This window comes from Litchfieldella rifensis (assembly GCF_042646605.1).
In the GTDB taxonomy this organism is placed as follows: Bacteria; Pseudomonadota; Gammaproteobacteria; order Pseudomonadales; family Halomonadaceae; genus Litchfieldella; species Litchfieldella rifensis.
Map to the genome: position 1 here is coordinate 284,644 of NZ_JBHRUG010000019.1, position 12,749 is coordinate 297,392.

General features: G+C 63.4%; 10 protein-coding genes and 1 CRISPR repeat array. Of the genes, 7 read left to right on the forward strand and 3 right to left on the reverse strand.

The genetic code is table 11. The annotated features are described in order from the left end of the window. Positions 1 to 10: 10 nt before the first annotated feature. The 6 genes from cas5e (at position 11) to ACFOEV_RS10695 (ending at position 10,633) form a co-directional block, all read left to right on the forward strand. The gene (gene cas5e, locus ACFOEV_RS10670; protein WP_386773675.1) at positions 11 to 772 is read left to right on the forward strand and encodes a type I-E CRISPR-associated protein Cas5/CasD; all 762 of its coding nucleotides are present in this window, start codon (positions 11 to 13) and stop codon (positions 770 to 772) included. After that, a complete protein-coding gene (cas6e, locus tag ACFOEV_RS10675; protein ID WP_386773677.1) occupies positions 772 to 1,470 on the forward strand; it encodes a type I-E CRISPR-associated protein Cas6/Cse3/CasE in 699 nt (232 codons plus the stop codon). The genes cas5e and cas6e overlap by 1 nt, the downstream gene beginning before the upstream one ends. A 9-nt stretch (positions 1,471 to 1,479) precedes the next feature. Next, the gene (cas1e, locus tag ACFOEV_RS10680; RefSeq protein WP_386773679.1) at positions 1,480 to 2,400 is read left to right on the forward strand and encodes a type I-E CRISPR-associated endonuclease Cas1e; all 921 of its coding nucleotides are present in this window, start codon (positions 1,480 to 1,482) and stop codon (positions 2,398 to 2,400) included. Next, the gene (gene cas2e, locus ACFOEV_RS10685; protein WP_386773681.1) at positions 2,400 to 2,693 is read left to right on the forward strand and encodes a type I-E CRISPR-associated endoribonuclease Cas2e; all 294 of its coding nucleotides are present in this window, start codon (positions 2,400 to 2,402) and stop codon (positions 2,691 to 2,693) included. The genes cas1e and cas2e overlap by 1 nt, the downstream gene beginning before the upstream one ends. Before the next feature lie 110 nt (positions 2,694 to 2,803). Continuing rightward, positions 2,804 to 7,835: a CRISPR direct-repeat array (repeat unit 29 nt; unit sequence CCGATCCCCGCAGGCGCGGGGATTACCCG). Between the two features lie 885 nt (positions 7,836 to 8,720). Then, positions 8,721 to 9,131: an archease gene (locus tag ACFOEV_RS10690; RefSeq protein ID WP_386773683.1), complete on the forward strand. Its 411-nt coding sequence runs from the start codon at positions 8,721 to 8,723 to the stop codon at positions 9,129 to 9,131. 71 nt (positions 9,132 to 9,202) lie between these two features. Beyond that, the gene (locus ACFOEV_RS10695) at positions 9,203 to 10,633 is read left to right on the forward strand and encodes an RtcB family protein (RefSeq protein ID WP_386773685.1); all 1,431 of its coding nucleotides are present in this window, start codon (positions 9,203 to 9,205) and stop codon (positions 10,631 to 10,633) included. Between the two features lie 147 nt (positions 10,634 to 10,780). On the opposite strand, the gene ACFOEV_RS10700 is transcribed toward ACFOEV_RS10695, so the two are convergent. After that, positions 10,781 to 10,957: a hypothetical protein gene (locus ACFOEV_RS10700; RefSeq protein WP_386773687.1), complete on the reverse strand. Its 177-nt coding sequence runs from the start codon at positions 10,955 to 10,957 to the stop codon at positions 10,781 to 10,783. A 29-nt stretch (positions 10,958 to 10,986) separates the two neighbouring features. Further along, complete coding sequence (locus ACFOEV_RS10705) at positions 10,987 to 11,190, reverse strand: hypothetical protein (protein WP_386773689.1); 204 nt, start codon at positions 11,188 to 11,190, stop codon at positions 10,987 to 10,989. A gap of 152 nt (positions 11,191 to 11,342) precedes the next feature. Here ACFOEV_RS10705 and ACFOEV_RS10710 point away from each other — a divergent pair, with 152 nt between their 5' ends. Further along, positions 11,343 to 11,609 (forward strand): hypothetical protein, encoded by a 267-nt coding sequence (locus ACFOEV_RS10710; protein WP_386773691.1) that lies wholly within the window; start codon positions 11,343 to 11,345, stop codon positions 11,607 to 11,609. Here the strand turns inward: ACFOEV_RS10710 and ACFOEV_RS10715 are convergent. After that, positions 11,595 to 12,653, reverse strand: coding sequence for a C45 family autoproteolytic acyltransferase/hydolase (locus ACFOEV_RS10715; RefSeq protein WP_386773693.1), 1,059 nt, complete (start codon positions 12,651 to 12,653; stop codon positions 11,595 to 11,597). The two genes, ACFOEV_RS10710 and ACFOEV_RS10715, sit on opposite strands and share 15 nt — an antisense overlap. Positions 12,654 to 12,749: the final 96 nt, after the last annotated feature.

Here is a 12,749-nt window from a genome sequence, read left to right on the forward strand (position 1 = left end):
AGGGGTCATCATGATGGATTATCTGGTCTTTCGACTCTATGCCCCGCTCGCCAGTTGGGGCGAGGCGGCGGTGGGAGAAACTCGCCCCACCGCCACTTATCCCGGGCGAGCCGCGATCCTGGGGCTGCTTGGCGCAGCACTGGGCATAAAACGTGATGACGACACTGGGCAGCAGATGCTCAACGATAGCGTGCGTGTTGCCGTCAAGCAGCGATCGCCCGGCACGTTGATGCGTGATTACCATACCGCCCAAGTGCCAGCGGCGCAGTCCAAGATGACGTACCGGACAAGACGGGACGAATTGAGCGCGCCGCGCAGAATCATCAATACCATCCTTTCCAGCCGCGACTATCGCTGCGACGGCCTCTGGACCGTCGCCGTGTGGCTCAAGCCTGGAGCCAGCCTGGCGTTAGATGCTCTGCAAGCCGCCTTATTACGACCACGTTACACGCTCTATCTGGGCCGAAAGGCGTGTCCCTTGGGAGCGCCTCTGGCGCCGCAGCGCATTGAGGCCGGATGTCTGCGGGAGGCGCTTGATGCTGCCTTCCCTGTGTTGGTCGGGAAGGATGAAAAGACTGAGCAAAAGGCACTGAGGCTGCCCGACAATGTGGTGTATTGCTGGGAAGGGCAAGCCGACCTACTGGATGGTGAGGGCAATGAGAGCGGTGTGGAGTCCAGCGATACCTGGGATGCGCCGCTCAATCGCCGTCGCTGGCAGTTTGGGCCGCGTGTTGAATTTCGGCGCTTCGAGCGCCTTGAGGAGGGCCGCTGATGTATCTCTCACGCATTCGCGTCGATCTCAACAGGCTTTCTCGCGAGGCCCTGTTCGACATCATGGGTGGTGGCGCCTATAGCGCTCACCAGTTGCTATGGCAGGCATTTCCCGACTATGACGGCGCACGGCCTTTCCTGTTTCGCCAGGAGATGGAAGATGACACTGAGCATGGCAAGCCTCCTAAGGGATTACCTCTGTTCTATGTCCTCTCTGACCGTGAACCTGAGGCTACTTCTGGCCTGCTCGACGTCCAGTGCAAGCCGTTGACGCCGGCTTTTAGCGTCGGGGATCGCCTCGCTTTTCGATTGCGTGCCAATCCAACCGTAGCTAGACGAGTTGAGGGAGCCAAGCATTCTCCACGTAGCGATGTATTGATGGTCGCAAAGAAGCCGTTTCCCCCGGGGCAACGTACCAGCACCGAATGTGTGGAGGCGATGGATCAAGCGGCACGAGACTGGCTTGCAACGCGTGCCGAGCGTCTGGGCTTTCATCTTCCGGTAACGCCAGAAGTCGGCACCTATCGCCAACATGTGTTGCAGAAACCGGGGAGGCGCGATGCCATCCAGTTCTCCAGTGTGGATTACGAAGGCTTGCTGGAAGTCACCGACCCCGGACGCTTGATCGAGGCCTTGGCACGGGGAATTGGCCGGGCCAAAGCATTCGGCTGTGGGCTACTGCTATTGCGCCGACTCTAGGAGGTGGCCATGGGGTTCGTTCCTCTCAAGCCGATTCCCATGAAAGATCGCATGTCGATGATTTTCATTGGAATGGGACAGATCGACGTGCGTGACGGCGCCTTCGTAGTGATCGACGAGGTCAATGGCGAGCGCATGCATATCCCAGTAGGGTCGGCTGCTTGCTTACTGTTAGAACCTGGCACACGCGTCTCTCATGCCGCCGTCAAGCTGGCGGCGACCGTGGGCACGTTGCTGATCTGGGTCGGCGATGCAGGGGTACGGCTTTACAGTGCAGGCCAACCTGGCGGTGCGCGTTCCGACAAGCTGCTCTACCAGGCACAACTGGCACTCGACGATAAGCTGCGCTTGAAGGTCGTGCGCAAGATGTTCGAGCTGCGCTTCGGCGAGCCGCCGCCGGAGCGGCGGAGTGTTGATCAGTTGCGAGGCATCGAAGGGTCCAGGGTGCGCAAGACCTACCAACTGATTGCCAAGCAGTATGGCGTCAAGTGGTCGGGGCGTCGTTATGATCCGACGCAATGGGATGCCTCTGATGTGGCTAACCAGTGTCTCTCGGCCGCTACGGCCTGTTTATACGGTATTAGCGAAGCCGCCATCCTGGCTGCAGGCTATGCACCGGCTATTGGTTTCCTACATACCGGCAAGCCCAAGAGCTTCGTCTACGACATCGCCGATATCGTCAAATTTGAGACCGTCGTACCAGCGGCCTTTCGTGTAGCAGCACGCAATCCGCCCATGCCGGAACGCGAAGTGCGTATTGCCTGCCGTGATGCCTTCAAGCAGGCCCGTATCCTGCAACGCTTGATTCCGATGATCGAGGAAGTGCTGGCAGCGGGAGAAATCGAACCACCACAGCCCGCCCCGGAAGCCATGCCACCTGCGATTCCTGAACCGGTTTCTCTGGGTGATGCAGGGCACAGGAGCCAATAATGGCCATGTTGGTCGTGATCACCGAAGCAGTACCACCGCGATTGCGTGGCCGGCTGGCTGTGTGGCTTCTGGAGGTTCGTGCCGGGGTCTATGTTGGCGATGTCAGTAAGCGCATCCGCGAAATGGTCTGGGAACAGATCAACGTGCTGGCTGATGATGGCAATGTCGTCATGGCCTGGGCCAGTAACCATGAATCCGGCTTCGAATTCCAGACATATGGTACCAACCGCCGCGAGCCGTGGGATCAAGATGGCCTGCGTTTGGTGCGTTTTTTGCCGTTAGATGCTAACTAATTGATTATTATGGCTCTTTAAAAAATTCGTCTGTACAAAAAATAGGCAAAATCGCTGGTGGAAAATCCATCGGCGATTTTCCTTTTGTAGAACAATAATCTACGATTAGTCCGATCCCCGCAGGCGCGGGGATTACCCGCCCAACGCTCGAGCCATTCGCCTTCAGCGGTGCCGATCCCCGCAGGCGCGGGGATTACCCGGTGTCGCTAGCTCGTCTTCCGGTACCGCGCCGCCGATCCCCGCAGGCGCGGGGATTACCCGCAGTACCTGGAGCTGGCGCAGGACGCGCTCGACCGATCCCCGCAGGCGCGGGGATTACCCGTCGGTGGGGCCTTTGCCGCTGGCCTTGGCCGCCCGATCCCCGCAGGCGCGGGGATTACCCGACATCCTGCGGGGCAACTATGAGGCCGCCTGGCCGATCCCCGCAGGCGCGGGGATTACCCGACTATTGCTCACCTGTGCGATGTATTGTTTGTCCGATCCCCGCAGGCGCGGGGATTACCCGATCCCGCATCCGCGCAGCATCCAGTTGGCTGCCCGATCCCCGCAGGCGCGGGGATTACCCGTACCAGGATTCGGCCACTTCGCTGAACAAGGTCCGATCCCCGCAGGCGCGGGGATTACCCGAAACAGGCCCTGGCGGCGCGCGTCAAGCACGCCCGATCCCCGCAGGCGCGGGGATTACCCGGCCTTGGCGAGCTTGGCCTGCACCTTGTCGCGCCGATCCCCGCAGGCGCGGGGATTACCCGACGTGGCCGTGCTGCACATGCGCGGTCGCGCCCCGATCCCCGCAGGCGCGGGGATTACCCGGCTGTGCTGGAATCGAACGCCTGGATGACGGCCCGATCCCCGCAGGCGCGGGGATTACCCGCCTCGGCATGGCGCTGATTGTACTGGCGGCCACCGATCCCCGCAGGCGCGGGGATTACCCGCCTTGGCCAGGGTGTATGCCGGGCTTGGCGGACCGATCCCCGCAGGCGCGGGGATTACCCGCATGTCTTCGACGAACTTGCCCAGCACCGGCTCCGATCCCCGCAGGCGCGGGGATTACCCGCTGTCCGGGGCGGTGAGGCCCATGCCGGACAGCCGATCCCCGCAGGCGCGGGGATTACCCGGCGGTACGCCAACCGCCCCCATCCAATACCCCCCGATCCCCGCAGGCGCGGGGATTACCCGTTGGCCGGGCGATACGGTAGGTGCAGGCGCCCCCGATCCCCGCAGGCGCGGGGATTACCCGCCATGAGCGCCATTTGGCGGGCTGCCGATGGCCCGATCCCCGCAGGCGCGGGGATTACCCGCCTTTGCTTGTTGCGGCGAATCAATTCGGCCACCGATCCCCGCAGGCGCGGGGATTACCCATGAACATGGTCTATAACATCGACAGTCCAAGCCCGATCCCCGCAGGCGCGGGGATTACCCGACGGTGAGCTGCTGTTTCCCGACCGCTTCTCCCCGATCCCCGCAGGCGCGGGGATTACCCGGGCGTGGGCAAATTTTGACGGAGTATCCACTGCCGATCCCCGCAGGCGCGGGGATTACCCAGGCGCGTTGTTCGGTGATCTGGCGAATCGCGTCCGATCCCCGCAGGCGCGGGGATTACCCGAGCAGTCATATCCGCCACATCTGCCCGCTGAACCGATCCCCGCAGGCGCGGGGATTACCCGCGTACGGTTTGGGTGCGTGAGCTGCCTTCCTCCCGATCCCCGCAGGCGCGGGGATTACCCGACCTGTGGAGCCGGGCGCGGGCCAAGTTGGGCCCGATCCCCGCAGGCGCGGGGATTACCCGCCGGTACCGGCCAATCAATGATGGAGATCTTCCCGATCCCCGCAGGCGCGGGGATTACCCGCTGGCTGCGCATGGAGAGCGGCTTCGTCAGGCCCGATCCCCGCAGGCGCGGGGATTACCCGATGCGTGGGCGGAAGGCTGCGAGGGATGGGATCCGATCCCCGCAGGCGCGGGGATTACCCGCTGGATAACACCCTGCTGCCTGACGGTGTTGGCCGATCCCCGCAGGCGCGGGGATTACCCGTTGTACAGCTTTACGGTTTTACAGTTACACGCCCGATCCCCGCAGGCGCGGGGATTACCCGCGAGCATCACTGCGCGGGCCGCTTCATTGACGCCGATCCCCGCAGGCGCGGGGATTACCCGGCGACGAGGATGTGCCCAGGGCGCGGATCAAGCCGATCCCCGCAGGCGCGGGGATTACCCGATCTTTCTGCCCATGATCGCCACCAGGTCGGTCCGATCCCCGCAGGCGCGGGGATTACCCGGTCCCTTCGACTGGTCGCTCCATTGGCGAACCCCGATCCCCGCAGGCGCGGGGATTACCCGCGTGCTGACGGCAGGGACGCCGACCGGCGCCGCCGATCCCCGCAGGCGCGGGGATTACCCGCATAATCTCTTTTTGCAATTCTCGATTGATACCCGATCCCCGCAGGCGCGGGGATTACCCGGTGGTATGACGTGCGCTCAGGGCTGAACGGGCCCGATCCCCGCAGGCGCGGGGATTACCCGCGGCGGCTAACTGGGACCGGGCATACGAGCGCCCGATCCCCGCAGGCGCGGGGATTACCCGTAGCTGCTCGTACTCCTTGCGGGATATCGTGACCGATCCCCGCAGGCGCGGGGATTACCCGATGTAGCCCATGGGCACGCAGAAATACTTGCCCCGATCCCCGCAGGCGCGGGGATTACCCGGTGATCGAAAGGTAATCTGTTACCTTTTTGAACCGATCCCCGCAGGCGCGGGGATTACCCCGTAAGGAAGGTCTTACATGGACCGCCGAGGTACCCGATCCCCGCAGGCGCGGGGATTACCCGTAACCTACCTCGAGCACGCACAAGAGGGGAAGCCGATCCCCGCAGGCGCGGGGATTACCCGTCGAGGTCGTCATCCGCGTCGGCGAAATCGTCCCGATCCCCGCAGGCGCGGGGATTACCCGGCGAATGCGCGGGGTCGAGACTTCTTCGTCGGCCGATCCCCGCAGGCGCGGGGATTACCCGCAACGAGACCAGGTACTGGATTTTCCTGAGGTCCGATCCCCGCAGGCGCGGGGATTACCCGGTGCCGGGGCGCGTGGCTCGCTCGGGTGTGCACCGATCCCCGCAGGCGCGGGGATTACCCGATGGGCTGTTCGGCGTGGTGCGTGACGATCCGCCGATCCCCGCAGGCGCGGGGATTACCCGCCTCGCCGGTTCTGGGTGCATGAACCCAAGCCCTGATCCCCACAGGCGTGGGGATTACCCAGTTGTAAGACGAGGGCATTCCCTAATGCATACCTGATCCCCACAGGCGTGGGGATTACCCGGCCACCTCGTGCCGGCTACCTGCTACGCGCCGCTGATCCCCACAGGCGTGGGGATTACCCGCGCTCGAGCCGCTGATCACGGTCGAGCAGGATCTGATCCCCACAGGCGTGGGGATTACCCGCTCGAGCAGCAACTGGCCGAGAACGAAGAAGCCTGATCCCCACAGGCGTGGGGATTACCCGGGGTATTCGCCCGCGAAGGCGCTGCAGATGGTCTGATCCCCACAGGCGTGGGGATTACCCGGTTGTTACGCGACGTCTGCAGCACCCCATCCCCTGATCCCCACAGGCGTGGGGATTACCCGTCTTCCTCGAGCACGACGCCATTCTCGTCCATCTGATCCCCACAGGCGTGGGGATTACCCGACAAGGTTTTCGGTCCCCTGCCCCGGCCTACGCTGATCCCCACAGGCGTGGGGATTACCCGTTATGCCTAGACCATCTTTGCCGAAATAGAAGCTGATCCCCACAGGCGTGGGGATTACCCGGCGGGACTGTTGGCCACTCCTTCGACATGCTTCTGATCCCCACAGGCGTGGGGATTACCCGTCCACCGTTTTCCGCGTGATTCGTCTGGCGGACTGATCCCCACAGGCGTGGGGATTACCCGGCCGTCCGCGACTTGCTGCGTCTTGGTTTTCACTGATCCCCACAGGCGTGGGGATTACCCGTTCAAGCGCCACGTCGACGGCATGACCAATGTCTGATCCCCACAGGCGTGGGGATTACCCGGAAATCTGGTCGATCTTCTTGAGGTTGTGGTACTGATCCCCACAGGCGTGGGGATTACCCGATTACCGTCGCCCTTTATGGCGCTCACGCAGACTGATCCTCACAGGCGTGGGGATTACCCGCCAGGCGGGCATTCAACACTGCAGAGAAATCACTGATCCCCACAGGCGTGGGGATTACCCGGCAACGAGGAGCAACTGCGCTTCTACACCGATCTGATCCCCACAGGCGTGGGGATTACCCGGTGATTTTCAGCTCCAGATACATCCACGTGCCCTGATCCCCACAGGCGTGGGGATTACCCGACCCGGGATCAGTACGACAAGCTTTCGCAGAACTGATCCCCACAGGCGTGGGGATTACCCGGCACGGTTGTAGGACGACTTCACTTCCTTGGGCTGATCCCCACAGGCGTGGGGATTACCCGACAGATTTCAGCAAGTACTTCTACAACGTGGACTGATCCCCACAGGCGTGGGGATTACCCGATGGCTCGATAGGGCTGCGCTGGAACCCTGCCCTGATCCCCACAGGCGTGGGGATTACCCGGACGTGCGCAAAGGGACCTATCTGCTGGACACCTGATCCCCACAGGCGTGGGGATTACCCGATGTCGGAGTAAAGCCGAGAAACATTCAGTCGCTGATCCCCACAGGCGTGGGGATTACCCGGCCACCACCTATCCCCGGACCGACTGCCGCTACTGATCCCCACAGGCGTGGGGATTACCCGGCGCCTATCAGTGGATGTTCGTCAAGACCGGTCTGATCCCCACAGGCGTGGGGATTACCCGTCGTTATTAACGAAGAAAAGTATCTGATTACCTGATCCCCACAGGCGTGGGGATTACCCGGCTTCCCAGAACTCACCGACCAGCGGGTGATCCTGATCCCCACAGGCGTGGGGATTACCCGCCGCGCGGGCGCTCCTCGCCCTTGACGCTGTCCCGGGCCCCACAGGCGTGGGGATTATCCGCACGGCGGCGTCGCCTCCGGCAGCAGCAAAACCCGATCCCCTCAGGCGTGGGGATTACCCGTGGTGCGAGGTCGATCCCTCCAGCGTCTACGCCCGATCCCCACAGGCGTGGGGATTACCCGCCATCTGCGATGGTGACAGCGAGCGCTATCTGCCGATTCCCACAGGCGTGGGCTCAATCGTCCCTCAGAGCGGTTTATCAGGCCACTAAGCGCCGATCCCCGCAGGCGCGGGGTTCAACCGCCTTCGTCACTACCGCCCGTCTCGTGGTGCACCCGATCCCCGCAGGCGCGGGGTTCAACCGGCCCCTTCCAGCTTCAGGCGCTTTTCCCTCAACCGATCCCCGCAGGCGCGGGGCTCAACCGGTGTAATGCATGGACCTGACTATCGATAGCCTCCGATCCCCACAGGCGTGGGGATTACCCGCTGGATGCCTGGGCCAAGTTCCCCAACTTCCACTGATCCCCACAGGCGTGGGGCTCAACCGAACAGGCGAGGGCGGTCGCCCGAATGATGATGCCGGTCCCCACAGGCGTGGGGATTACCCGGTGGTCTTCAGGTTAAAGAAGATCCCTTCCAGCCGATACCCGCAGATGCGGGGATTACCCGCGCTTGACGATCACCTCACCATCGACCAGAGCCCGATCCCCACAGGCGTGGGGGAAACGATCGTTGCCATATAAGCAGTCTGAATTCCCCTCCACTAGTTTCTGGCATCTTCTACATCGCGGCTGAAGCCGCTCCTACCCGTGAGGTGGCGTCTGCGGGTGTTGGGAGAGCATTCACCACCCTTGAGCTTGGCCACTCCCTTGGTCGTCACTGAGAGACAGCAACCTTCCACCGCCCCAGCAGGCTCAGCATCGCGGCTGAAGCCGCTTCCACCTGTGAGGTGGCGTCTGCGGGTGTTGGGAGAGCATTCACCACCCTTGAGCTTGGCCACTCTCTTGGGCTTCACTGAGGAGGGGGAATCCTCCGCCACCATTTGCGCTAAGGGAGCGCTGACGTGGTATGTGGACACATTTCCAGCATGGCGCCGACATCGGGGTGCGCGGCGTTGGCGAGACGCTTGAGCGGGCCTTCGAGGAGGCGGCCGTTGCCTTGACCGCCGTGATCGTCGAGCCGGCCGAGGTGCATTGTCGCGAGACCGTGGAGGTGCAGTGCGAGGCGCCCGACCGAGAGTTGCTGTTGGCCGACTGGCTGAATGCCCTGGTCTACGAGATGGCGACTCGCCATATGCTGTTCTGCCGCTTCAAGGTCGAGTTTCAGGGCGCGCGGTTGCATGGCAGCGCCTGTGGCGAAGCCGTCGATATCGCCCGTCATCAGCCGGCGGTCGAGGTCAAGGGAGCCACCTATACCGAGTTGGAGGTCCGCGAGGAACGGCCAGGGAAATGGCGCGCCCAATGCGTGGTCGATGTCTAGAACAGGGACCACTCAGCCCTTGTCAACCGGGGACGACGATCCTCACATTGGAGATCAGGGGGTGATGGCTTATGAATCCCGCAACCCTGACCCGAACTTCGGCATTCGAGTGGCGTATCGAACCGACCGGCAACATGCGGGTGCCGGGAGTTATCTATGCCACTGAAGCGCTGATACAGGCGATGGATGAAAGGGTCCGTGACCAGGTCGTCAATGTCGCCTGCCTGCCGGGCATCGTCTCGGCGTCCTATGCCATGCCGGATGCGCATTGGGGCTACGGCTTCCCGATCGGTGGCGTGGCGGCCTTCGATGCCGAGGAAGGCGGTGTGGTTTCCGCCGGCGGCGTGGGCTTCGATATCTCCTGTGGCGTGCGCTGTCTGCGCACCGGCTTGCAGCGTGCCGAGCTCGAGCCGCTCAAGGAGCGCCTGGCCGAGACGCTGTATCACCGGGTTCCGGTCGGCGTCGGCAGCCATGGCCCGATCCACCTCGACGACAAGCAGATGGAGGCGATGCTGACCGGCGGCGCCCAATGGGCGGTGGAGCGAGGCTGGGGCTCGCGCGATGACCTGAGGTTCATCGAGGCGCAAGGTCGCATTACCGGCGCCCGGGCCGATGCCGTCTCCGCCAAGGCCAAGAAGCGCCAGCGCAACGAGATGGGCACGCTGGGTTCCGGCAATCACTACCTCGAGGTCCAGGAGGTCGGCGAACTCTACGATCGCGAGGCGGCCCGCGCCTTCGGGCTCGCTGAGCACGAGGTGGTGGTGTTCATCCACTGTGGGTCACGCGGCCTCGGCCACCAGATCGGCACCGAGTACCTGAAGAGCATGGCGACCAGTGCCCGGCAGCATGGCATCGAGTTGCCGGACCGCGAACTCGCTTGCGCGCCGCTACGTTCCGATACCGGCCAGGCCTACCTCGGCGCCATGCGTGCCGCCAGCAATTGCGCCCTGGCCAACCGCCAGATCATCACGCATTTCGCGCGCGAGGTCTTTGCCGAGCTCTTCCCCGCTGCCGATCTCGAGCTGCTCTACGATGTGTCGCACAACACCTGCAAGCTCGAGGAGCACTCGCTCAATGGCGAGCGCAAGAAGCTCTTCGTGCATCGCAAGGGGGCAACCCGCGCCTTCGGCCCGGGCCACCCGGATCTCCCCGAGGAGTATCGCGCTGTCGGCCAGCCGGTGCTGATCGGGGGCTCGATGGGCACGGCATCGCATGTGCTTGCCGGCAATGCCGATCCCCGCGTGCCGTCGTTTGCTTCGGCCTGTCATGGAGCCGGGCGCGCCATGAGCCGGCGCCAGGCGCACCGCAACTGGCAGGGCCGGCAGTTGCTGGAGGAACTGCGCGAGCAGGGCATCATCGTCCGCAGCCCATCCGCCAAGGGCGTCGCCGAAGAGGCGCCCCATGCCTACAAGGATGTCGATGCCGTGGTCGACGGTGCCGAGGAAGCCGGGTTGGCGCGCAAGGTCGCCAAGCTCAAGCCGCTCGTCTGCATCAAGGGCTAGGTTCTACCCGAAAAGCTGCCTGCGCTTGCCCATGCGGCGTTAAAAATCATCTCAAAATGCTCATTTAACACCCGTAAACTCCGCTCTTTCGATGATTTTTGCCTGGCCTGGCCTTCGCTCGTCGGCTTTTCAGACAGAACCGATGGCCTAGTCTTCGCGCTGTTCGAACGCTTCGGCGGCCTGGATCGCCTCTTTCTTGCTCTCGTGTTCGGAGATAACGATTTCGTTGTCGGGCTCGCTCTCGTCGATCACGATCCAGCCGGTGATGGTTTCCTTGAGGTCATCGGCATCGAAGACGGGTTCGATACGTGCTTGCTTCGGCATCTTGTCTCCTCCTTGCGGGAAAGAAGGGGCTAGAACTGCTCCTTGGGAAGTTCGCCCGAGGGTGGACGATTCAGTTCGGTACACGGACAGTCTTCATGCTTGCAGACCATCCCCTCCGGATGGCCAGCAGCACAGGCGCTGCAGCAATAAGCCTTTCCCTCGTAGATCGCGGCCTCCTCGCTGGACACTTCATATTCGCAACCCGGACACGCGCAAGTTCCCATATCGGCCATGGAATGTCCTCCTATCGAGGTGCTGGTTTTAGCGTAGAAGCCGATGTGCGGATCGGGGAAGGGGGCTTTGACACCTGCATCGCGACCTCCTATAGTTCATTTGCAAATGATAATTATTGTCATTTAAAAATGCTGTCAAGCAAGGAGGCCATATGCCGTATCGAATCAATACCGCGTTCAAGGGGGCCAACCCCACGTTGCAGATCTGCGATGCGTCGTCGGGGTCGGTGCGTCTGGCGTGGGAATATCCGCGTCAGGATCCTCAACTGGCGGAGGAGGATCACGAGTTGCTGGAGATGAAGCGCGAGGAGGCGATTCACGAGCTGTTCCGCCGCCTGTTCCTGCTGACCACCGAGCAGTATCTGAAGGGCGAGATCGGCGAACCGACAGCCGGGACCCGCGCGTCACGGCACCGATGAGGGGCTGGCTGGCAGTGTTACCCGTAGGGTGTCGACGCTCTCGCAGGGCTTGCCGAGCCGCAGGTGGAGTTCACGCCGGCTGAGGTCCATGACCACGGCAAACAGGGTTTCCATGCGCTCGGCCTCGGGCTGGGCGTGGTTGGTGTGGCGGCAGATCCCCGTCGGGGCATTGTGGTGGTCGCTGAGCAACGCGAAGAGGGCGTCCGGGTCGGCGGCGACCGGTTGCGCCAGGAGTGCGTCGAGCCGCGTCAACCTGGGGTATGAGTCGGGGCGCGGGAAGTCTTTCACGCCGGCGGTGGCGGTTGTGGCGTAGAGGTGATTGGTGTGGGTGACGATGCCGTCGCGTGGCGGGATCTCGCCGGGCGGGCCGGGGTGAACTTCAAGGCCGGCGGCCTGGCCGTCGGCGCTGGCGAGCAGGAAGTGGGCGGGCGAGGCGACGTGGTCGTGGGTCGCCACGCGCCGTGCCGCGGTGAAGTCGGGGCTTTCGAGGATCTTGCGCAGGGCGAAGTGGATCGGCAGGCCGTCGCCGCAGGTCTGCGAGCGAATGGCATTGAGGCATACGCCGATGCCATGGGCATTGAGCCCGATCTTGGCGACCATGCCGGCCTCGCCGACGCTGACCAGCGGCGGCGCATCGTCGGCGCTGATCGTCAGCGCCACCACGTTGCGCTGCTGATCCCGGCGCCAGTCCCAGTTCTGGGCCAGCCATTGCTGGCCGCGGCGGTACAGCGAGAAGGCCGAGCAGCCGCCGCTGGCCTGGGTCAACGAGATCTCGCTACGGCAATTGAGGGTCAGGATGTCGTCGAAGTCGACGCCGGCGCCGCGGGCCAGGCCATCGACTTCCTCGAGGATCGCCGGAAAGTGGCGCTCGAGCGCGGGCAAGAAGCGCTGTGCTCGGTGGCGCGCCTGGTGCCAGCTCAGGCCGACGAAGTCCTGGAACAGCCGGTCGTAGACCGCGATGCTGTCGGTGATCCTGCCGGCATGGGCGCGGCCATGGTCCACGCCGATCTCCCCTCGGTGTCCGGACAGCACGGTGACTTCCATGACGGCCTCGCGAGTCGATGAACAGGGTTGCCGTCACTGTAGCATGCCGAGCACGAGCGCAACGCCGGTCGGGTGATTGGCGTTGCTCGACAGCAA

Coding starts and splice junctions, on each gene's coding strand:
- cas5e (WP_386773675.1), top strand. CDS start 11: ATGATGGATTATCTGGTCTTTCGACTCTATGCCCCGCTCGCCAGTTGG.
- cas6e (WP_386773677.1), top strand. CDS start 772: ATGTATCTCTCACGCATTCGCGTCGATCTCAACAGGCTTTCTCGCGAG.
- cas1e (WP_386773679.1), top strand. CDS start 1,480: ATGGGGTTCGTTCCTCTCAAGCCGATTCCCATGAAAGATCGCATGTCG.
- cas2e (WP_386773681.1), top strand. CDS start 2,400: ATGGCCATGTTGGTCGTGATCACCGAAGCAGTACCACCGCGATTGCGT.
- ACFOEV_RS10690 (WP_386773683.1), top strand. CDS start 8,721: ATGTGGACACATTTCCAGCATGGCGCCGACATCGGGGTGCGCGGCGTT.
- ACFOEV_RS10695 (WP_386773685.1), top strand. CDS start 9,203: ATGAATCCCGCAACCCTGACCCGAACTTCGGCATTCGAGTGGCGTATC.
- ACFOEV_RS10700 (WP_386773687.1), bottom strand. CDS start 10,957: ATGCCGAAGCAAGCACGTATCGAACCCGTCTTCGATGCCGATGACCTC.
- ACFOEV_RS10705 (WP_386773689.1), bottom strand. CDS start 11,190: ATGGCCGATATGGGAACTTGCGCGTGTCCGGGTTGCGAATATGAAGTG.
- ACFOEV_RS10710 (WP_386773691.1), top strand. CDS start 11,343: ATGCCGTATCGAATCAATACCGCGTTCAAGGGGGCCAACCCCACGTTG.
- ACFOEV_RS10715 (WP_386773693.1), bottom strand. CDS start 12,653: ATGGAAGTCACCGTGCTGTCCGGACACCGAGGGGAGATCGGCGTGGAC.